General features: G+C 67.1%; 19 protein-coding genes. 11 read left to right on the top strand and 8 right to left on the bottom strand.

From position 1 onward, the window contains the following. Nucleotides 1–114: 114 nt before the first annotated feature. Nucleotides 115–2,421 (bottom strand): LPS-assembly protein LptD, encoded by a 2,307-nt coding sequence (locus SBI20_RS07520; RefSeq protein WP_411911549.1) that lies wholly within the window; start codon nucleotides 2,419–2,421, stop codon nucleotides 115–117. Between the two features lie 223 nt (nucleotides 2,422–2,644). Between SBI20_RS07520 and SBI20_RS07515 the strand changes: the two genes are divergently transcribed. From SBI20_RS07515 to ndk, 3 genes are all read left to right on the top strand, one after another. Next, on the top strand, nucleotides 2,645–4,102 hold the full coding sequence (locus SBI20_RS07515; protein ID WP_317974469.1) for a leucyl aminopeptidase: 1,458 nt from the start codon (nucleotides 2,645–2,647) through the stop codon (nucleotides 4,100–4,102). Nucleotides 4,103–4,305: 203 nt separating this feature from the next. Further along, complete coding sequence (locus SBI20_RS07510; RefSeq protein WP_317974468.1) at nucleotides 4,306–4,749, top strand: DNA polymerase III subunit chi; 444 nt, start codon at nucleotides 4,306–4,308, stop codon at nucleotides 4,747–4,749. Between the two features lie 90 nt (nucleotides 4,750–4,839). Then, nucleotides 4,840–5,262, top strand: coding sequence for a nucleoside-diphosphate kinase (ndk, locus tag SBI20_RS07505; RefSeq protein ID WP_317974467.1), 423 nt, complete (start codon nucleotides 4,840–4,842; stop codon nucleotides 5,260–5,262). Between the two features lie 132 nt (nucleotides 5,263–5,394). Here ndk and SBI20_RS07500 read toward each other — a convergent pair whose 3' ends face one another. The 3 genes from SBI20_RS07500 to purM form a co-directional block, all read right to left on the bottom strand. Further along, on the bottom strand, nucleotides 5,395–6,819 hold the full coding sequence (locus SBI20_RS07500; protein WP_317974466.1) for a phospholipase D-like domain-containing protein: 1,425 nt from the start codon (nucleotides 6,817–6,819) through the stop codon (nucleotides 5,395–5,397). Between the two features lie 78 nt (nucleotides 6,820–6,897). Beyond that, nucleotides 6,898–7,473, bottom strand: coding sequence for a phosphoribosylglycinamide formyltransferase (purN, locus tag SBI20_RS07495; protein WP_317974465.1), 576 nt, complete (start codon nucleotides 7,471–7,473; stop codon nucleotides 6,898–6,900). A gap of 139 nt (nucleotides 7,474–7,612) precedes the next feature. Continuing rightward, entirely contained in the window at nucleotides 7,613–8,719 is a 1,107-nt protein-coding gene (purM, locus tag SBI20_RS07490) for a phosphoribosylformylglycinamidine cyclo-ligase (RefSeq protein ID WP_317974464.1), read from the bottom strand. A gap of 110 nt (nucleotides 8,720–8,829) precedes the next feature. Between purM and SBI20_RS07485 the strand changes: the two genes are divergently transcribed. The 4 genes from SBI20_RS07485 to SBI20_RS07470 all read left to right on the top strand — a co-directional run bounded on the left by SBI20_RS07485 (nucleotide 8,830) and on the right by SBI20_RS07470 (nucleotide 11,983). Further along, a complete protein-coding gene (locus SBI20_RS07485; RefSeq protein WP_317974463.1) occupies nucleotides 8,830–10,143 on the top strand; it encodes a heavy-metal-associated domain-containing protein in 1,314 nt (437 codons plus the stop codon). Between the two features lie 147 nt (nucleotides 10,144–10,290). Continuing rightward, nucleotides 10,291–10,887 (top strand): HdaA/DnaA family protein, encoded by a 597-nt coding sequence (locus tag SBI20_RS07480; protein WP_317974462.1) that lies wholly within the window; start codon nucleotides 10,291–10,293, stop codon nucleotides 10,885–10,887. Nucleotides 10,888–10,996: 109 nt separating this feature from the next. After that, the gene (locus tag SBI20_RS07475; RefSeq protein ID WP_317974461.1) at nucleotides 10,997–11,398 is read left to right on the top strand and encodes a DUF2794 domain-containing protein; all 402 of its coding nucleotides are present in this window, start codon (nucleotides 10,997–10,999) and stop codon (nucleotides 11,396–11,398) included. A gap of 330 nt (nucleotides 11,399–11,728) precedes the next feature. Continuing rightward, nucleotides 11,729–11,983 carry a hypothetical protein gene (locus SBI20_RS07470; protein ID WP_317974460.1) on the top strand — a complete coding sequence of 85 codons (255 nt, stop codon included), beginning with the start codon at nucleotides 11,729–11,731 and terminating at the stop codon, nucleotides 11,981–11,983. A 141-nt stretch (nucleotides 11,984–12,124) separates the two neighbouring features. On the opposite strand, the gene SBI20_RS07465 is transcribed toward SBI20_RS07470, so the two are convergent. Next, nucleotides 12,125–13,225, bottom strand: a complete 1,101-nt coding sequence (locus SBI20_RS07465; RefSeq protein ID WP_317974459.1) for a branched-chain amino acid aminotransferase — start codon at nucleotides 13,223–13,225, stop codon at nucleotides 12,125–12,127. A 462-nt stretch (nucleotides 13,226–13,687) separates the two neighbouring features. Further along, nucleotides 13,688–14,083: a hypothetical protein gene (locus SBI20_RS07460; protein ID WP_317974458.1), complete on the bottom strand. Its 396-nt coding sequence runs from the start codon at nucleotides 14,081–14,083 to the stop codon at nucleotides 13,688–13,690. A gap of 238 nt (nucleotides 14,084–14,321) precedes the next feature. Between SBI20_RS07460 and SBI20_RS07455 the strand changes: the two genes are divergently transcribed. The 3 genes from SBI20_RS07455 to SBI20_RS07445 all read left to right on the top strand — a co-directional run bounded on the left by SBI20_RS07455 (nucleotide 14,322) and on the right by SBI20_RS07445 (nucleotide 16,156). Further along, complete coding sequence (locus SBI20_RS07455; RefSeq protein WP_411911548.1) at nucleotides 14,322–15,116, top strand: TlyA family RNA methyltransferase; 795 nt, start codon at nucleotides 14,322–14,324, stop codon at nucleotides 15,114–15,116. A gap of 143 nt (nucleotides 15,117–15,259) precedes the next feature. Beyond that, entirely contained in the window at nucleotides 15,260–15,814 is a 555-nt protein-coding gene (locus tag SBI20_RS07450) for a TspO/MBR family protein (RefSeq protein ID WP_317974457.1), read from the top strand. An 81-nt stretch (nucleotides 15,815–15,895) separates the two neighbouring features. Further along, nucleotides 15,896–16,156: an accessory factor UbiK family protein gene (locus SBI20_RS07445; protein WP_317974456.1), complete on the top strand. Its 261-nt coding sequence runs from the start codon at nucleotides 15,896–15,898 to the stop codon at nucleotides 16,154–16,156. A gap of 93 nt (nucleotides 16,157–16,249) precedes the next feature. On the opposite strand, the gene SBI20_RS07440 is transcribed toward SBI20_RS07445, so the two are convergent. Together SBI20_RS07440 and SBI20_RS07435 are read right to left on the bottom strand one after the other, a co-directional pair. Beyond that, nucleotides 16,250–17,584: a PAS domain S-box protein gene (locus SBI20_RS07440; protein ID WP_317974455.1), complete on the bottom strand. Its 1,335-nt coding sequence runs from the start codon at nucleotides 17,582–17,584 to the stop codon at nucleotides 16,250–16,252. A gap of 149 nt (nucleotides 17,585–17,733) precedes the next feature. Next, the gene (locus tag SBI20_RS07435; RefSeq protein WP_317974454.1) at nucleotides 17,734–18,942 is read right to left on the bottom strand and encodes a trans-sulfuration enzyme family protein; all 1,209 of its coding nucleotides are present in this window, start codon (nucleotides 18,940–18,942) and stop codon (nucleotides 17,734–17,736) included. Nucleotides 18,943–19,266: 324 nt separating this feature from the next. Between SBI20_RS07435 and SBI20_RS07430 the strand changes: the two genes are divergently transcribed. After that, complete coding sequence (locus SBI20_RS07430) at nucleotides 19,267–20,637, top strand: phospholipid carrier-dependent glycosyltransferase (RefSeq protein WP_317974453.1); 1,371 nt, start codon at nucleotides 19,267–19,269, stop codon at nucleotides 20,635–20,637. The last annotated feature ends 11 nt before the right edge of the window (nucleotides 20,638–20,648 follow it).

Raw genomic sequence — 20,648 nt, 5'->3', positions numbered from 1 at the left:
TGGGGTGTGTTTTTTGAAGAAGGGGCGTCGCTCCGGCCCTGAGCCGGGGCCCCGCGCCGCAGGTTCAGCCGGGGCCCCGTGCCACAGGTTCAGACTGTGGTTTTCAGGCCGGGATCAGCGTGTGCCCAGGCCGCGCAGGGCGATGCTGAACAGGAACGAGTTACCCGCCGTGGCGTCACCGGTCGTCACGTAGTCGCGCTTCCAGGTGATCGAGAGATCGAGGCAGTCGTCGGTATAGGCCAGCCCGAGGCGGTGGCGCAGCATCTGGAAGCCGTCCGAGCCATAGACCGGGTCGTCGGTCTTCCTGGTCAGGTTGACCACGCTCGACCCGAAGATCGAGAAGTAGCGGGCAAAGCCGATGCGGGCCGCGGCGCGCAGTTCCTCGCGGTCGCGCAAGTCCTCGAAGGTTACCGGCATGTCGCGGTTGAGGCGCATGTAGCCGACTTCGAGGTAGGTCCGGTGGTTGCCCAGCGTGGCGTCGATCTCGTTGCGGCGCAGCTTGAAGCTGTTCTTGTCGAGGCGGAAGCGGTGGGTCAGCTGGATGATGTCGCGATAGCGGATGTCGGTCCGCCCGACGATGTCCGACAGGCGGTTGGACAGCCCGGTTCCGTCGGGCAGCAGGGTCTGCTCGCTCGACATGCGGTAGCTCTGCCCGACCGTCGAGGTGATCTTCCAGCGCGGGCGGATCAGCGACCAGTCGAAACCATAGGTCACCCGCACGCCGTCCTCGACCCGGTCATAGCCGTTGAAGCGGTTGAGCGAGAAGAGGTTGGAATCGTCGAGATCGACCGCGCGCGAATCCTCGTTGGGGATCGTTATGTTGCGCAAGTGCGGGGTGGCCACCAGCTGGACATGCGGGGTGATCACTTGCGTGCCGCCCAGTAGCGCGCCCACCAGCGGCCACTTGACGTCGATGGCCGCCGTGGCGATGCCGCGCGCCTGCCAGCCCGATTGGCCGCGGTAGAGATCGGTCGTGGTCGCCGCGTTGCCGTCCGAATGGTAGAGGTCGCCGCGCAGCAGGCCGGTGAAGGTGATTTCCTGGCCCATCGGCGTGACCTTGCGCAAGTCCCACTGCGCGCGGGCAAAGGCGCGCTGGGTATCCTGCCCGTCGGTGCGGGTGATCGCCAGGGTATTGACCTGGAATTCGAGGTGGCCCCCGATGCCCGGCGTGGCGACGCGATAGCGCCAGTCGAGCGCGGGCAGGGCGAGGGGAACCTGCCCCTGCTTGTCGCCCACGCGCAAGGTCTGCACATGCCAGCCCGCGAGGCTGAAATAGCTGTTGTCGCCGATGCGTTCGAGGTTGATCGACGAACGCAGGCGGTCTTCACGGGTGATGTCGTAGCGGCGCAGGAACGTGCGGTCGCTGACATAGCGGCCATAGATGCTCAGGCTCCAGTTCTCGTTGAACTGGAAGCGGCCATTGGCTTCGAGATAGCCACGGAACTGGTTGGTCCCCACGCCCGATCCGGCATCGACCTTCGTATAGACCGGAATGGCCGACGAACGGGTCAGGTAGCCGGTGATCTGGAACGGACCGATCCCGGTGAGTTCGCGATAGGTGCCCGAGATCATCGGCAGGGCCCCGGTAAAGACGTGGCCGGTGACGGTCAGGTCCTTGTTGGGGGCGATGCGCCAGTAGAACGGCTCGGCAAATTCGACCCCGTTGCTCGCGTTCGAGCGGATGTTGGGGATCAGCAGGCCGGTTTCGGCGCGGAAGTCGCTGGTATGTTCAAGGCCCGGCAGCGGCAGCAGCGGAATCCCGAAGACCCGCAGCGTCGCGCCCGAATAGCGGACTTTCTTGGTGACCTGGTTCCACGTCACCTTGACGGCGGTGATCTCCCAGCTCGGCCGCTTGGGGCAGCCTTCCTCGTCTTGGATGGTGCAGCCCGAGAAGGCGGCATCGTGCATCGTGAGGTTGCCGCTGGCATCGCGCGAGGCCTGGCGGGCGGCCAGACGGCCTCCTTCGCGCAGCACGACCAGCAGGTCTTCCATCGCCCCGGTCTTGAGCTCGTCGGTCAGCTCTACCTTGTCGGTATAGAGGATGTTCCCGCTCTCGTCGACCGAGCGGATGTTGCCGGTGGCCTCGATCTGGCCGGTCTTGCGGTTCCAGGTGACGACGTCGGAGCGCACGGTCTGCCCGGCGCGGCGCAGGATGACATTGCCATGGGCGGTCACCACGTCGGAATCGTTGGCGTAATCGACCTTGTCGGCCTCGAAGTGGATCTCGTCGGTCGGGGCCGCTTCAACCTCGGTCGGCGTGCCGTCGGGCGCGATGGTGACCGGGCCGGGCGCCTGGGCGCGGCTGGGGCGCGCCGTGGGGGCGATTTCGGGCACGGTGGTGCGCGGCGGGGCCGCCAGTGCGGGAGCGGCCAGCGATACCACGCCCGAAGCACAGATCCCGCCCAGCAGCGAATGCCGCATGAAGGTGCCGGGCAAGAGGCCGCACCGGGCCGCGCCAAGCAACAGGCGACGGGCGGAAAGGGAACGATAGCGGGGCAGGGACGTGGCGGAATGCCGTCGGGCAAGGGACATGCGGTTGCCTATCGCACTGGTCGGTCCTAACTGCAAACCCACAATTGCAGCCGTGTTTCCCGGAATTGCGATCTTCGCGATTCTGTGGCTGCTTTCGGACAGGAGTTTGGTGATGAACATCGTATTTGCCCGAGGCGCTGCCGAGCTGCCCCGTCTGGTCGCCCGGATCGTCGCGGAAGGCCCGCTTCCCGAAGGGACACCCGCGCTGGTTGTCGAAGGGGCGCAGGCCGCGCGTTTCGCGGGCAAGGCCGGGCAGGTTCATGAAGCGTTCGTGGCGGGTGAAAAGGGCCTCGTGCGGCTGGCCTTTGCCGGTGCGGGCGATCTTTCGGACGGCGATCGCCGCGCCGGGCTGGAACGCGCTGGCGGCGCGCTGGCGGCCAAATACCTGACCTCGGGCGAGGACGCGCTGGGAATCGACTTTTCCGGGACCGGCTTTTCGGCGCAGGACGTGGTTTCGGTGCTGCTGGGCGCGCGCCTGCGTTCGTGGCAGTTCCTGACCTATCGCACGCGCCTCAAGGACGAGCAGAAGCCCTCGCTCAAGAGCGTGATCGCGCTCGGCGCCCCTGAAGGCACCGAAGACCTCTGGGCGGTCGAAGTGGCCGTGGCCAAGGGCGTGGAGTTCACCCGCGAACTCGTGACCGAACCGGCCAACGTGATCTATCCCGAAAGCTTCGTGGCCCGTTGCCAGGAGCGTCTGGCCGGGACGGGCGTGGAAATCCTCGTCCTCGACGAAGTGGCGATGGCCGCGCTGGGCATGGGCGCGCTGCTGGGCGTGGCGCAAGGGTCGGTCAGGAAGCCGCGCCTGCTCGCCATGCGCTGGAAGGGCAAGGAGGGCGTGCGCCCCACCGCCTTCGTGGGCAAGGGCGTCTGCTTCGACACCGGCGGCATTTCGATCAAGCCGGCGGCCGGCATGGAAGACATGAAGTGGGACATGGGCGGCGCGGCGACCGTGGCGGGCACGATGCTCACCCTCGCGCTGCGCAAGGCACAGGCTGACGTGATCGGCGTGTGCGGCCTCGTCGAAAACATGCCCGACGGCAATGCGCAGCGCCCCGGCGATGTCGTCACCAGCATGAGCGGCCAGACCATCGAGGTGATCAACACCGACGCCGAAGGCCGCCTCGTGCTGTGCGACGCGCTGACCTGGGTCCAGAAGGAATACCAGCCCGCCACGGTGATCGACCTGGCCACGCTGACCGGCGCGATCATCATCTCGCTCGGCCACGAGCACGCGGGCATGTTCTCCAACGACGACACGCTGGCAGGCCAGCTCGACAGCGCGGGCAAGAGCTGTGGCGACGCCCTCTGGCGCATGCCGATCGGCCCTGCCTACGACAAGCTGATCGACAGCCCGATTGCCGACATCAAGAACGTCGGCCCCCGCTTTGGCGGTTCGATCACGGCGGCGCAGTTCCTCCACCGCTTCATCGACAAGGGCGTGGCCTGGGCCCACCTCGACATCGCGGGCACGGTCTGGATCGACAAGCCCGGCGCCACCCACGACAAGGGCGCGACCGGCTTTGGCGTGCGCCTGCTCGACCGCTTCGTGCGCGATACGCTCGAAGCCTGAGAGGATGACTGACCCGAAATTCGCCGTACAGGCGAATTTCGGCTCGGCACCGGCCCACTCCCCCACCCGGCCTCCCTACGATAGTATCCTATGGGAGGCCGGGTGGGGGAGTGGGCCGGTGCCGAGCGCTCCGAAACGGGAGTTTCGGAGCAGGCACAAGCACTGCACTTGCCGCCAGCCCCGCACCCCGGCATAGCGCCCCCATGCGCGTCGATTTCTACCAGCTCTCCAAAGACCCCGCCGAATGGGTCGTGCCGCTGATCGCGCGCAACACGCTGGGCGCGGGCGAGCGGCTGGTGGTGGTCAGCGAATACGAAGACCAGCTCGACCGCATCGGGCAGGCGCTGTGGACCCGCCTTGCCGACAGCTTCCTTGCCAATGGCCGCGCCGGTGGCCCGCATGACGCGCGCCAGCCGATCCTGCTCGACACCACGGTTTCCCGGGAGGCCCCCCCGGCCAATGGCGCGCGCTTTCTTGCGCTGGCCGATGGCGGCTGGCGCGAAAGCGCGGCGGAGCGGGTGTTCCTGCTGTTCCCGCCCGAGCGTATCGACGAAGCCCGCGCGACATGGCGCCTTTTGGGCCAGCGCGAGGGTGTCGAGCGCAAATACTGGCGTCAGGACGGCGCAAGGTGGCGCGAGGGCCCCTAAGTTCGGCGCGCTCTCTTGCGGTGTGGCCCCATACCGGCTAGGGGCGCGCCCAACAATTCCAGCCTTTTTGACCATTCAAGGAAACGCATCATGGCGGTTACCCGCACCTTTTCGATCATCAAGCCCGACGCCACCCGCCGCAACCTGACCGGCGCCGTCACCAAGATGCTGGAAGAAGCGGGCCTGCGCGTCGTTGCTTCCAAGCGCATCCACATGAGCCGCGAACAGGCCGAAGGCTTCTACGGCGTGCACCGTGAGCGTCCGTTCTTCAACGACCTCGTCTCGTTCATGATCAGCGGCCCCGTGGTCGTCCAGGTCCTCGAAGGCGAAGACGCCGTGAAGCGCAACCGCGACATCATGGGCGCCACCAACCCCGCCAACGCCGAACCCGGCACCATCCGCAAGGAACTGGCCGAATCGATCGAAGCCAACTCGGTCCACGGTTCGGACTCGGAAGAAAACGCCGCGATCGAAATCGCGTTCTTCTTCAAGCCCGAAGAAATCGTCGGCTGATCCCGTCGGATCATCGACCCTGAAAAGGGCCGGGAAGCACACCGCTTCCCGGCCCTTTTTCGTGGGCGAGGGGCCCCCTTCGTCATTCCCGCGAAGGCGGGAATCCAGCGGGCCTTGCACAAGGCCCGCCGCTCACAAAAGCGGGCTCATCATCGCCAGCAGGTTGCGCCAGATGCGCTTGGTCAGCGGGGTCTGCGCGGCCATGGCCGGGGTGATCGCGATGCTCTGGGCCAGCCAGTCGCGCTGCCGCGCGCTGATCGCGCGGGCCAGCGCCGCGTCCTCGAATAGGATGGTGTTCTCGAAGTTCAGCTCGAAGCTGCGCCGGTCGAGGTTGGCCGAGCCGACGATGGCCGCGCTCTCGTCGACGACCATGGTCTTGGCGTGGAGCAGGCCGGGCACGAACTCGTGAATCTCCACCCCCGCTTCGAGCAGGGCCGGATAGTGGCTGCGGCTGGCCGCGCCCACGAAACGGCTGTCGTTGCGGTGGGGGACGACCAGCGTGGTCTCCACCCCGCGCCGCGCGGCGGCCATCAGGGCCGAAAGCACCTGCTCGCCGGGCACGAAATAGGGGGTGGTGATCGTCAGCGTGCGCCGCGCGGCATGGATCAGCGCGGCAAAGCACGAGGGCATCGCGCCATAGGCCACCGTCGGCCCGGTGCCGATCCCCTGCGCGACGATGTCGCCTTGCGGTTCGGGCAGGGGCGCGGTGAGCAGGGCGGTCAGGTCGTCGCCATCCTCGGCCATCCAGTCGGCGGCGAACAGGAACTGCCAGTGGCGGGCGATCGGGCCATGCCAGCGGGTCATGATGTCGACCCAGGGGGCAAAGCGCGGCTTGATGCGGAATTCGGGATCGGCGGCGTTCTGGCTGCCGCACCAGGCCACGGCATTGTCGACGATCAGCGTCTTGCGGTGGTTGCGCAAGTCGACCCGGCCCCGGATCAGCGTCCATGCAAGGTTGCCCACCGGCAGCGCCTCGCGCGCGTCCACGCCCGAGGCGCGCATCTCTTCCCACAGCGGCGAGCGCACGAACTGGCGCGAGCCGAGCGCATCGGCCAGAACCCGCACGCGCACCCCGCGCCGCGCCGCGCGCGCCAGCGCCAGCGCCAGCAGGCTGCCGCTTTCATCGGGCAGCCAGATGTAGAAGCAGACATGGACATTCGCGCGGGCGGCCTCGATATCGGCGATCATTGCGGCGATGGCGGCGCGGTTGTCGGGGGCGAGGCTGGCGGCATTGCCACAGGTGGGGGCGAGGCCGTTGACCGAGGCGGCCAGCGCGAAGCTGGGCTGCCAGGGCCCGGCGGCCACGCGCACGGTGCCACCGGGATCGACCGGCGGGCGCGGCAGTGCGGCCTCGATCTCCAGCCCGTGGGCGCGGCGGCGGCGGATCAGCCGGGTGTCGCCCAGCAGGAGATAGGCCGGAATGCCCAGCGCGGGCAGGATCAGCACCACGACCAGCCAGGCCAGCCGCGAGGCCGGCTCGCGATGCGGGCGCAGCACGACATGCAGCAAAGTGGCGACTTCGATCAGCGCCAGAAGGATCCAGTGATAGATGGTCATGGGCGCTGCCTTGGTTTCACATCCCCAACGGCCCTGTCCAGACTTCGATCCTGTTTCCCCGCGCGCCCGGAGCCGGGATCAGGCCCGCGCCAGCACCAGCGCGGCCAGACAGCGCGAATAGAGCTGGTGCTCGGCGATCAGTACCCGCGCGGCGAGGGTGTCGGGCGTATCGCCGGGCAGGATCGCCACGCGCGTCTGCCCGAGGATCGGCCCGTCGTCGAGTTCGGGGGTGACGAGGTGCACCGTGCAGCCGCCATGGCTGTCGCCCGCCGCAATCGCCCGCTCGTGGGTGTGCAGCCCCTTGTAGAGCGGCAGCAGCGAGGGGTGGATATTGACCATGCGGCCTTCCCAGCGGGCGACGAATTCGCCCGAGAGAATGCGCATGTAGCCCGCCAGTGCGATCACTTGCGCGCCAGCGGCCAGAACCTGCTCTTCCATCAGCGCATCATGCTGGGCGCGGGGAATGCCCTTGTGGGGCAGGGCAAAAGTCGCCACGCCCTCGGCCCTGGCGAGCGCGAGGCCCTTGGCTGCCGGATCGTTGGAGAGCACCAGCGCGATCTCGTAAGGGCAATCGGCGGCGCGGCTGGCATAGAGCAGCGCGGCCATGTTGGTGCCGCTGCCCGAGATGAAGACCGCTACTTTTGCCTTGGCCACTGGCGAGGTTCCTTGAAACTGCAATGCCGGGCCCCGCATGGGACCGCCGAATAGACCATCGCCCGCCCGGCCTTTCGCGCGAAAGGCCGGGCGGGCGATGAAGAGAGGGGCGCGATGGCGCCCGCGACACGCGCCGCAATCAGCCGATGTGAACGGCTTCCCAGGGCTCGCGGGCCGACCATGCCTCGGCGCTGCCGAACACGGTGCAGCCCTTTTCGCCTTCGACCACTTCGCCGATCTTCGCGACGGTTTCGCCCGCCGCGGCAAGGTCGGCCATCAGGCTCTCGGCTTCGCCCGGCGCCACGGCCAGAACCATGCCGATGCCGCAGTTGAACGTGCGGGCCATTTCGCCCGGCTCGATATTGCCCTGGGCCTGGAGGAAGGCCATCAGGCGCGGCTGTTCCCAGCTGTCGGCGTCGATGCGGGCATGGAGGCCCTTGGGCAGCACGCGGGGCACGTTTTCGAGCAGGCCGCCGCCGGTGATGTGCGCGAGCGCATTGATGCGGCCCGAGCGGATGAACGGCAGCAGGCTCTTCACATAGATGCGGGTGGGTTCGATCAGCACGTCGATCAGCAGGCGTTCGTTGTCGAACAGCGCCGGACGGTCGAGCTTCCAGCCCTTGTCGGCGGCGAGGCGGCGCACCAGCGAATAGCCGTTGGAATGCACGCCCGACGAGGCCAGCCCGATCAGCACGTCGCCTGCGGCCACCTTGTCGCCGGTCAGCTGTTCGCCGCGTTCGACCGCGCCGACGCAGAAGCCCGCAAGGTCATAGTCGCCATCGCCGTACATGCCGGGCATTTCGGCGGTCTCGCCCCCGATCAGCGCGCAACCGGCGATCCGGCAACCTTCGGCAATGCTCGCCACGACTCGCTCGGCCACGCCGTTGTCGAGGCGGCCTGTCGCGAAATAGTCGAGGAAGAACAGTGGTTCGGCGCCCTGCACGATGAGGTCGTTGACGCACATGGCAACAAGGTCGCTGCCGATGGTGTCGTGGCGGTCATAGTCGATCGCCAGCTTGACCTTGGTGCCCACGCCATCGTTGCCCGCGACCAGCAGCGGGTCTTTGTAACCGGCTGCCTTGAGGTCGAAAAAGCCGCCGAATCCGCCCAGTTCGGCGTCGGCGCCGGGGCGTGCGGTGGACTTGGCGAGCGGGCCGATGGCCTTCACCAGTGCGTTGCCGGCGGCGATGTTGACGCCAGCCTGTTCGTACGAATAGCTCTGGGGCTTGGGAGTGTCGTTGGCCATGATGGAATGAGCGCCTAGCCGTTTCCTGCTTGGATTTCCACTTGCCTTTGGGCAAAAGCGCGCGGCATCACGAGCTGGCCTGAAAATCTGGCCTTTCGACTGGAGTTCTCTTGGCCGCCTTGCGCCCGATATTGCCGTTTCGCCCCTTCCGACGGGCTGCTGTCCTGCTGGCGGGGGGCACCGCGCTGGGGCTTGCGGGCCTGGTTGCGGGCCCGGCGATCCTCGCCCAGATCGAGGGCGAGCGCGGCATTGCGCCCATCGCCAGCACCGGCGATTTCGAGGTCGGCGGGATCGAGGTCAACGTCAGTGGTTCCTCGGCAGCCGATGCGCGGGCCAAAGGCTGGCAGGACGCCGAACGGCAGGCCTGGAAGAAGCTTTGGGAAACCAACGGCATGGGGGCGGGCAATGCCCCCGCGCTCGATCCGGCGACGCTCGATTCGATGGTCGGCGCGGTCATGGTCGAGCACGAGGAGATCGGCCCCCATCGCTATATCGCGCGGCTGGGCGTGCGCTTTGATCGCGCGCGCACCGGCGGCTATCTGGGCATGCGCGGGGCAGTCACGCGCTCGGCGCCGCTGCTGATCATCCCGGTCGTCTACGAAGGCGGGGTGGCTTCGGTCTACGAGACGCGCACCCCGTGGCAGCGCGCCTGGGCCGAATTCCACACCGGCGAGAGCGCGATCGACTATGTGCGCCCCAATGGCGCGGGCCCCGAATCGCTCCTGCTCACCGAAGGCCAGCTTTCGCGCCGCAGCCGTGCGTGGTGGCGCCTCGTCCTCGACGATTTCGGCGCCGCCGACGTGGTCATGCCGATCGCCCGGCTCACCCGCGAATTTCCCGGCGGCCCGATCCACGGCACGTTCACCGCGCGCCATGGCCCCGACAACCGCTTTCTGGGCCAGTTCGAGATGACCGCGCCGGGCGACGATGCCTTGCCGCAGATGTTGGCCGATGCGGTTCACCGGCTCGACGCGATTTACACGCAGGCCTTGCAGCGCGGCGAACTGGCACCCGATTCGACCCTGACCATGGCTCCGCAGTTCGACGCGAAGCAGATCAACCAGATCCTCGATTCGCTCGGGCCTGTCCGTCCGCGCGCGCCCGATCCGGCCACGCCCGCCGCTGCCGTTCCGGGCGCACCGGGCCAGAGCGCGCCCGGAACGGTGCCTGCCGCGCCCGCTGTGGCGGCGCACACGGTCACGGTTCAGGTCGCCACGCCCGAAGGCACCTCGCTCGATGCCGGGCTCTCGGCGGTGCGCGGGGTTTCGGGGGTTCAGGCTGTCGCGACGGCGAGCGTGGCGGTGGGCGGAACCTCGGTCCTGCGGGTGACCTATGCGGGCGAACTGGAAACTCTGGCGGCGGCCCTGCGCGGGCAGGGCTGGCGGGTCACGGTCGGGGCAAATGCGCTATCTATCCGCAAATGAGGGGGAATTGGCGGTGAAAGCCCCCATCGGAGAGGGGGCATAAGCGCGTTTCTCCCGCGCAAATACCTGGCTTTCCCCGAATTAATCCCCAATCTGCATGGGCCCTGACGTTCCAACTCTCTTGCGGGGCTCTATATGTCCGATTCTATGAGCCAGATTGCCCTCCCGCTTGCCCCGGCCAACGGCGCCGAAACCATCGTCGTCAGCCCGGCCTTGCAGCCGGTGATCGATGGGCTTCTGGCCGCCCAGGACTGGCCCTATCGCACCTGCATCCTGTCGGGGCCGCCGCGCTCGGGCAAGAGCCTGCTGGCCCGCTGGTTCGAGATTTCGGGGCTGGGCGATGCGGTCGATGATGCTGATTCGCACCCCGAGGACGAAGTGTTCCACTTGTGGAACCGTGCGCAGGCCAGCGGGCGCCCGCTGCTGCTGGTCAACAATCGCGGGGCCGGGCAATGGCGGGTCAAGCTGCCCGATCTCGGCTCGCGGCTGGGCGGGTCGATGACCCTGAATATCGGCGCGCCCGACGACGACCTGCTGGTGCAACTGATCGAGGAACATGCCGCGCGGCGCGGGCTGGCGCTGGGCGAGGGGGCGATCACCTTCCTGCTCCCCCGGATCGAGCGCAGCCATGCCGCTGCCGAACAACTCGTGCAAACAATCGACCGGTTGAGCCTTGAGCGCAAGGCACCCGTTACCATATCCTTGTTGCGCGATGCGCTTGCCGAAGGACAGGACGGGGTCTGATCCCGCCCCGGCCTGTCCTTCCTGCATCGGCACCACGACCGCATCATGAAGGGAGCTGCGCCGCGATGTTCTCTCCTCCTCCTGTTTCCCCGGCCTTGATGCCCGCGCCATGCGGGGTGCCCTTCTGAGCGGGCCAGACGCCGGGCCGGTGGCGTCTGCGGCGGCGGGCACGGGCAATGTCGTCCCGCTGGTGGCTGCGCGGCCTGCGGTGCAGGTGGCATTCGACCGGCTCGAACTGCTGCGCATCCTCGATCTCTACGGGCGCATGGTCGCCGCCGGGCAATGGCGCGACTATGCAATGGATTTCGGGCGCGAGGCGGCCAGTTTCAGCGCCTTTCGCCGCACCGCCGAACGCCCGACCGCACGCATCGAGAAACGCCCGGCCCTGCGCAGCCGGCAGGGCATGTGGACGCTCTATGGCGAAGCGGGGCAAGTGCTCAAGCGCGGCCACGAACTGGCTGGCGTGCTCTTTCCGCTCGAACGGCGCCTGCTCAAGCTGGTCGAAGACTAGGCGGTGTGCGATGGTTCATCCATGTCTCGTCATCCCCGCGCAGGCGGGGATCCAGTCCCGAGGGTTGCTCATGCGGGCAGAGCGCAGAACTGGATTCCCGCCTGCGCGGGAATGACGAATGGAATTGCCGGAAATCGGATTTTTATTTCAAACCTCAAGGCGTCGAATGGGGCGACGCCCCATGGGGGGGGCCTGCGCAGAGCCGGTCTGGCATGCGCCATCATTGCACTGGCCGCGCTGGGCGGGTGCGGGCAGCGCGAAGGCCAGCAAGGCGGGCCGGATTCGCAGGGCCGCCAGCCTGCCCGGAATGGGCCTGCCCAGGAGGAAGTCGTGCGGGCGGTCTATCGCGATGGGCACGATACCATGCTGGTCGCGTGGTCAAAAGGCGGCGCGGCTGACCCGCAAGGCGGCTGGGCGGACGATTGCCACGCGGCCTTGCTGATCACCGGCGCCGATGGCCATGTCAGCCGCCTTTCGCCGCAACAGGCGCAGGCCCGGATGAAGACCATGCAATTGTCGGGCGCCAGCGAGGGGCAGTGCCCGGTTGCAGGCCGGGCTCCCGATCCCTCAGGAAAACCGGGATAGCCCGTTTACCCGATAGTCGTGCCTGCGCTGCCATAAAGAGGCGAATCGTTCCGTGCGCGGGCCTCCATCCACGATCCGCGCACCGGGGCCGTGCCGTCTTCCTGCCTTCGCAGTGGAGGCGGCACGTGCCATCGGGCGTTTTTACGCGATGCGCGTGACCCAGCCGTGGGTGTCGGCTTCGTCGCCGCGCTGGATCGCCACCAGACGCTGGCGCAGCTTCTGGGTGAGCTGGCCGGGGCCGCCCGTGCCGATCACGAATTCGCCGTTGTGATCGGCGACCTTGCCCACCGGGGTCACGACCGCCGCCGTGCCGCAGGCAAAGGTTTCGAGCAACTGGCCCGAAGCGGCATCCTCGCGCCACTGGTCGAGGCTGTAGCGGCCTTCCTTCACGGTCAGGCCTTCCTCGCGCGCCAGCATGATCAGGCTCTCACGGGTGATGCCCGGCAGGATCGTGCCGGTGAGGGCGGGGGTGATCAGCGAGCCATCGGCATGGACGAAGAACAGGTTCATGCCGCCCAGTTCCTCGACCCACATGTGCTGGGCCGCATCGAGGAACAGCACCTGATCGTGGCCGCGGGCAAAGGCTTCGGCGGTGGGCACGAGGCTGGCGGCATAGTTGCCGCCGCACTTGGCCGCGCCCGTGCCGCCCGGCGCCGCGCGGGTATAGTCGCTCACCCAGATCGACACGGCGGGCGAGCCCGACTTGAAGTAGTTGCCCGCCGGGCTGGCGATCACGAGGAAGCGATAGGACTTGGCCGGGCGCACGCCGAGGAAGGCCTCGGTCGCGAACATGAATGGGCGCAAGTAGAGCGAGCCGCCCTCGACCGTGGGGAACCATTCATTGTCGGTCAGCACGAGCTGGCGCACGGCCTCGACAAACAGTTCCTCGGGGATTTCGGGCATGGCCAGACGCCGCGCCGAGGCGTTGAAACGCGCGGCATTGGCATGGGGGCGGAACAGCGCGATCCCGCCATCGGCCAGGCGATAGGCCTTGAGCCCCTCGAAGATTTCCTGGGCATAGTGCAGCACCGAGGCCGCCGGATCGAGCGCGATCGGGCCATAGGGCAGGATTTCGGCCTTGTGCCAGCCCTTGTCCTCGCTCCACTCGATCGAGACCATGTGGTCGGAAAACTTCGTGCCGAAGCCGGGATTGGCCAGTACCTGCGCGCGCACTTCGGCCGAGGCCGGGGCGGGGTGGGGAACGCGGGTAAAGCTCAATGAAGCATCGGCGAGAGTCGCCATGGCACAGGTCTTCCTTAGGACTGAGAGTTGGTGGGTGGGCGTTGAATGATTGTTGCGTCAAAGGCAAGCGAAAAGAAACAAATGTGAAGGGCCGCCTCGGAAGCCCGAAGCGGCCCTTCGCATGGTCAGCGGCCGGAAGTGCCGCCCACGAAGCCTTTATCGCCTATCTTTCAATTCAGCGATAATGCCTCGCGCCGCGGAATGCCGACCTCTCTGCTGAACCATGAGACATCGGATCACCTCCTTTCGCGCTGTTGAGCCAAAGACGCCATCCAATCCGCCGGGCAATCTGCCAAGAAGGGCTGCCGCAGGCGTTTCGAACAACTGGACCGGGAGGGTTTGGCCCCGCTCACCGGCCTTGTGATCTATGTGCGCAATCGCGGGGCAAACAACAAGACTTGCATTCAATTATTTTGGCGTCAAAATCGAGGCTTCGCGCCGGTTTCGCTTGCTTCCGGCCGCTCAGCGGCAATCCTCGATCACCCGGCCCACTTCGGCCCAGGCCGGAACAATCAGGCTGGGCAGGCCAGTCACTTCGACCATCCAGCGGCCTCGGCTGAAGGCCATGGCATCGAGCAGGGAATCGCGCGCCGGAAAGGCCATGACCAAAGCAGCGGAACCCGAGGCATTCGGCTCGGCAATCAGCGGGCGCTGCATGCTGGTGGTGGTGATGGTCGCCGGAAGGCCACCCACCTGATTCGTCCCTGCTCCATTGGGTGCAGCCCGTTCGAGGATCACCTGACCGCCCGCGCGAACACAGCGCAACGACAGCATCGGCGCGGCGCCCGGTGCGCCGAACAGCGCGACACCGCCGCCCGCTGCCGGCTGGTAGCGCCAGGCGCCGGGGGTAAGCGGCATGTCGCGCCAATCGCTGGCGGCTGGCGCGGCGGGCATGGGCAGCGGGGCCATCGGCGCCGGGCGGGGCCGGGCCGGGGCCTGTGCCGCCTGCGGGGCGCAGGCACTCGCGCAGGCGGCCAGCGCGGCGGCGGCGAGCATGGAAAAAGCCGGTTTTGCCATGGGGGAATTTGCGCAGGAATTTGCCGCGAGGCGGTCGGCGTGGTTGATCTTCATGCCCGGCTTATGGAAGGAAGCGCGCGTGACCTCAACCCGATCTCCTGCCGATGGCGCCCCGAAAGGGGCACCCCGCCCCAAGCCTGCGCCCAAGATGCGTGTCGACCAGTTGCTGGTCGATCGCGGGCTGGTCGAAAGCCGCGCCCGCGCGCAAGCGCTGATTCTGGCGGGCCTCGTCTATGTCGGCGAGGCCAAAATGGCCAAGGCCGGGCAGACCGTGCCTGCCGATGCCGCGCTCGACGTGCGCGGGCGCGACCATCCGTGGGTTTCGCGCGGGGGGATCAAGCTGGCCCATGCGATCAGCCATTTCGGCCTCGACCCGGCGGGGGTGACGGCGATGGACATCGGCAGTTCGACCGGCGGCTTTACCGATGTCCTGCTGCAAAACGGCGCGGCCCATGTCTTTGCCGTGGATTCGGGCACCAACCAGCTTGCGTGGAAGCTGCGGCAGGATCCGCGTGTCACCGTTCTGGAGCAAACCAGCGCGCGCATCCTCACCCCGGCCCATATCGACCGCCCGGCGACATGGGTGGTGTGCGATGCCAGCTTCATCGCGCTTTCCAAGGTGCTCGAAGTGCCTTTGGCGCTGGCCGCCCGCCCGACCCGTCTGGTCGCGCTGATCAAGCCGCAATTCGAGGTTGGCCGCGGGGAAGTGGGCAAGGGCGGGGTGGTGCGCGATCCCGCACTGCACGCTCGCGTTTGCGAGGAAGTGCGCACATGGCTTGAAGGCGATGGCTGGGACATCCAGGGCATCGTCGAAAGCCCGATCACCGGCCCGGAAGGCAACGTGGAATTCCTTATATCGGCAACCCGCGCCTAAATATCTGCGTTTCGGAACGAGATTCTCTGGCCAATTGCCTGACGGGCATACACTTGTCATACCAGAAGAGCCGGGAAGGTGGCCCTTGGGCCCTCCTGCCGGTTCGCGTTCCTTCTCAACCGGGGCAGACGTTTCAGTCGATCATGCGCTATCTTGCATCCCACGCCCAGTTGCGCGCCAGCCTGATGCGCTGGTCGCTGTTCACCGTGCCCCTGATCGTGGGGCTCGGCTTCCTCTCGGGACGGCTCTCGGGCAGCGGACCCGACAACCCGTGGTTCGCCGCGCTGGCCAAGCCGGCGATCTTCCCTCCGCCGGTCACGTTCGCGATCGTGTGGGTGGCGCTCTACATCGCGATGGGGGTGGCGCTGGCCATGGTCCTGTCGGCGCGCGGGGCGCCCGGACGCGGGGTTGCGGTGGGCATTTTTGCGGCGCAACTGCTGGTCAATCTGGCGTGGAGCCCGATCTTCTTCGCGCTGCACCAGATCATGGCGGCGCTGGTGGTGATCGTGGTGCTGGTGCCGCTCGTGGCGCTGGCGGCCTGGCTGCTGTGGCGGGTGCGGCCCATGGCCGGGGCGCTGCTGCTGCCCTATCTGGCCTGGGTCTGCTTTGCTGCACTGCTTACGTTTCAGTTCTGGCAGCTCAATCCCGATGCCGGGGTTTCGGCACCGGCGGCCTCGACGGTGCGAATTGCGCTCTGATCTGCTATCCACAGGCGGCGCTTGCGGTAGGGTGCGGCGCACACCATATGGGCTGGCCTATTCATTCCCAGGACAAACCTCATGCAGACCGAAAACCCGATGATCGCCGATTTCGTCAAGGTGCTGAACAGCGCGGCCGGTACGCTGGCCGGGCTGGGCCGCGAAGCGGGTGAAACCGCCCGCGAACGGGCACGCGAAGTCCTCGGTGGCTTCGACTTCGTCAGCCGCGAGGAATTCCAGGCCGTCAAGGACATGGCCTCGACCGCGCGCGAGGAAGTCGAAACCCTCAAGGAGCGCATCGCCGCGCTCGAGGCGGCTCTGGCCGCCAAGACGCAAGGCTGATCCCGATGCGGCCTGCCAGTCGCTGATCTTGTCCCGCTTCCCCGCCCCGGACGTGATCCGGGCGCGGGGTCGTGCTGTTTCAGGATGCCAGTTTCAGGAGGCCAGCGTCTTGGCCAGCGTGGCGTCGCAGGACAGGCGCCAGGTCAGGCCGTCGGGGGCATAGTCGAGGGTGACATCGGCCTTGAGGCTGCGCGCGGGGATGTGGCGGATCAGCGTCGTCCCGAAGCCCGAGGCCTGCGGTTCCCCGACCAGCGGACCACCGGTCTCGTTCCAGACGACGGACAGGCGCCCGTCGCGCTCCTCCCATGACAGGCCGACCTGCCCGGCGCCATGCGAGAGCGCGCCATGCCTGAGGGCATTGGTGGCCAGTTCGTGGAGCGCCATGCCCAGCACTTCGGCGGTGCGCGGCGAGAGCAGGAAGGCCGGGCCTGTGGTCCTGACCAGCTTGCGGCTGTCGCGATCGAGGATCGCCAGTTGCGCTTCGGCCAGTTCTTCCATCGGAATATGCGCCCAGCCGCGCCGGACGAGCAGGTCCTGATTGGCCGAGAGGCTGGAGAGGCGGTTCTCGAAGCGGCGCAGGAAATCGGGGTCGGCCCCGCCCGAGCGGCGGGCCAGCGCCTGAACCACCGCGAGCATGTTCTTCGAGCGGTGGTTGACCTCCATGAGCAGGAGGCGGATCTGCTCTTCCTTTTCGAGCATTTCGGTCACGTCGGTATTGGTGCCGAACCAGTGGAGGATGTGCCCGTCTGCGCCCCGGATCGGGGTGGCGCGGCCCAGAAACCAGCGATAACGGCCATCGCGCCCGCGCAGCGGAAACGTGTCTTCCCATGGCTGCCCGGCGGCGACATCGGCGCGATACTTGGCCACCACCCGTTCGGCATGGTCGGGGTGGTGGAACATCGAGCGGTCCAGCAGGGCTTCCTCGGGGGTCTGCCCGGTAAAGTCGTGCCAGCGCCGGTTGAGCCAGATCGCCCGCCCTTGCGCATCGGCGATCCAGGCCTGTTGCGAGATATTGTCGGCCAGCATCCGGAAGTGATGCTCGCTCTCGCGCAGGGCTTCCTGCGCGGCATGGCGGGCGCTCACGTCGCGGGCGATCTTGCTCGCGCCGATGACCGTGCCTTGCGGATCGAGGATTGGCGAGACGGTTAGCGAGACGCGAAACGTGCTGCCGTCCTTGCGCTGGCGGATGGTCTCGAAGCTTTCGACCCGCTGGCCTTGCGCGATGCGGGCGAGGATCGCGTCTTCCTCGTCCTGCCGGTCGGCGGGGATCAGGCGGCGGATCGACTGGCCGACCATCTCGTCTTCGGAAAAGCCGAAGATGCGCGATGCGGCGGGATTCCAGGTGACGACCAGGCCGTCGAGCGACTTGCTGATGATCGCGTCGTCTGAATATTGGACAATGGCCGAAAGGTGGGCTTCCGCCAGCAAGGAACAGGCTCCGGTAAGGTTTACCCCCGTGTTCCCATTACCTTAGGCGAAGGGGGCGGCATTTCAATGACGATCTGCCGCCCTTTACGCGCTGGTGGTGCAATCGGTTCCAGCCGGATGGGCCGAAACGACAGTTTCGGATCAGATTCTCAAAGACCCACGGCCTTGAGCGCCTGATCGAGATCCTCGATCACATCGTCGGCGTCTTCGAGGCCGACATTGAGGCGCAGCATGCCTTCGCCAACGCCCATGTCGGCGCGGCCTTCGGGGCCCACGCCGTGGTGGGTGGTGGTGGCCGGGTGGCACATCAGCGAGCGCGAGTCGCCGATGTTGTTCGAGATGTCGACCAGCTTGAGCGCGTCGAGCAGCCCGTGGGCCTGCGCGCGGCCCCCGTCGAGGACGATCGAGAAGATCGTGCCGCCCGTGCTCATCTGCTTCATCGCCAGATCATGCTGGGGATGGCTCTTGAGCGCGGGATAGAGGATCACCGGCACGCGGCCTTCGACGAACTGCGCGACCTTGAGCGCGTTGGCGCTCTGGCGCTGGATGCGCAAGTCGAGCGTTTCGAGGCCCTTGAGCACGACCCAGGCGTTGAACGGCGCGCAGTTGGGGCCGGTGTTGCGCTGGAAGGGCAGCAGCACGTTGTCGATGAAGTCCTTGCTGCCGCACACGGCGCCGGCCAGCACGCGGCCCTGGCCGTCCATCATCTTGGTGGCCGAATAGGCGACCACGTCGACGCCGAATTCCATCGGGCGCTGGAGCGCGCTGGTGGCAAAGGCATTGTCGACGACGGTGGTGATGCCGTGGGCCTTGGCCAGCGCACAGACATGCGCCATGTCGACGATGCCCAGCGTCGGGTTGGCCGGGGTTTCGAAGAAGAAGACCTTGGTGTTGGGACGGATCGCGGCTTCCCACGCATCGTTGTCGGTCGCGTCGATCAGCGTGCCTTCGACGCCGAAACGGGGCAGCAGGCTTTCGACCAGCCAGCGGCAGGACCCAAAGGCGGCCTTGGCCGCGACGATGTGGTCCCCGGCGGAAAGCTGGCAGAGGAGGGCGGCGGTCATCGCGGCCATGCCGCTGGCCTGGCTGCGGCAGGCTTCCGCGCCTTCGAGCAGGGCGATGCGCTCTTCGAGCATGGCCACAGTCGGGTTCTGGAGGCGGGAATAGGTCATCCCGTCCTGCTCACCGGCAAAGCGCGCGGCCACGGTCGCCGCGTCGTCGTAGGTGAAGCCCGAGGTGAGGAACAGGGCCTCGGACGTTTCCCCCATTTCCGAACGCCATGTCCCGCCACGAATGGCACGGGTGGCGGGGCGCCAGGTCTGCGTGATCGAGCGATCTTGTCCGGTAGTGCGTTTCATGGGGGGTGGTCTTAGAGCATCGCGCAAAAAAGTGGGAACCGGTTTTTTGCGAAAAGCGATGCGGAAGCGAACAAAGCGCATCGCGCAAAAAAGTGGGAACCGGTTTTTTGCATTTTTGAAAAGCAGGAAGAACAAGGGATGAAGCAGGGGCCATCGCCCCTGCACTCCATTAGCTTTGGCCGGGCATGACAACCGGCACCAGTTCCCGGGGGTCCGGGGGCGATGGCCCCCGGGTTAATCTTTTTCTTCAAAAAACCTGAAAACCGCGAGGGGCGGGGCTCCCATTGCGCGGGCGGGGCGATCTGGCGTATCGCGCGCCTCACGATGACCCAGCCGCCTTTCTCGCCGTACCGTATCGCCAAATCTGATCCGATCCTGCCGGTGGCGGCCATTGTCATGGCCTTTGCCGCGCTGGTGTTCTGGCGTCTGGGCACGCCCTCGAAGATCATGTTCGACGAGGTGCATTACCTGCCCGCCGCGCGCCACCTGATCGACCTGTCGAGCCGCCTTAACCCCGAGCATCCGTTGCTGGGCAAGGAACTGATCGCGCTGGGGATGATGACCTTTGGCGACAATCCGTTCGGCTGGCGTTTCTTTATCGCGGCCTATGGCACGATCGGGCTCTATGCCGCGATCCGGGCGTTCTGGTGGGCGAGCTTTTCGCGCGTGGGGACGGTGCTGTTCGGGCTGTTTCTGGCCACCAACTTCATCTGGTTCATGCTTTCGCGCATTGCCATTCTCGACATGGCGATGGCGGCCTCGCTGGCGCTCGCGTTCTGGCAATGGGCGCTGGCCGCGCGCAAGGGGCGGCGGGTGCATCTCGTGCTGGCCGGGGTGGCGATGGGGCTGTCGATGGCGGGCAAGTGGAACGGGGTGCCGCTGATGGCGCTGCCGGGGCTGTGGTATGCGTGGGACCGCTGGCAGGCGGCGCGGGCTTCGGGGTGGCGGCGCGGGCTCGACTGGCTCGTGGGCCGGGCCGGGGGCGCGGTGCCGGGGGTCTGTCTGGTCGAGGCGGCGCTCTGGCTCGGCGTGCTGCCGGTGCTGGTCTATTTTGCCACGTTCACCCCGGCGATGTTCTACAAGGTCGGGGCGATCAGCCCGTGGCACCTGATCGAATGGCAGCAGACAATGCTGAAATTGCAGGACAGCGTGGTCAAGCCGCACCGCTACATGAGCCACTGGTACCAGTGGATGCTCAACGCGCGGCCGATCTGGTTCTTCTATGAAAAGTGGGACGGGGCACAGCGCGGGGTGCTGATGATCGGCAACCCCTACACGATGTGGGCGGGTCTGCCCGCGCTGGTCTGGTGCCTGGCCGATGGGCTGCGCCGGGTGATGCCGCGTCCGCTCGCCGGACTGAACCGGCTGGGGCGCTGGGCGCCCGACGGGCAGGGGCGTCTGGCCGCGCTCGCGGGCGGGCTGGTGTTGTTCTATTTCCTGTCGCTGGTGTTCTGGGCGCTCAACGGCAAGCCGGTGCAGTTCTACCACCATTACCAGCTTGCCGCCGTGTTCCTCGACGGGGCGCTGGCGCTGGTTCTGGCGAAGCTGTGGGGGCGGGGGCTGCGCTGGCCGACGTGGGTTTCGGTGGCGCTGGCGCTGATCGGGTTTGCCTATTTCTTCCCGATCCTGGCGGCGCTGCCGCTGGCGGGGCCCAAGTCGTTCAAGTGGTTCATGTGGTTGCCGATCTGGAAATGAAAAAAGGGCCG

Source organism: Novosphingobium sp. IK01, from assembly GCF_033242265.1.
GTDB classification, from domain to species: Bacteria; Pseudomonadota; Alphaproteobacteria; order Sphingomonadales; family Sphingomonadaceae; genus Novosphingobium; species Novosphingobium pituita.
This window is presented reverse-complemented; position numbering and strand designations above follow the sequence as displayed.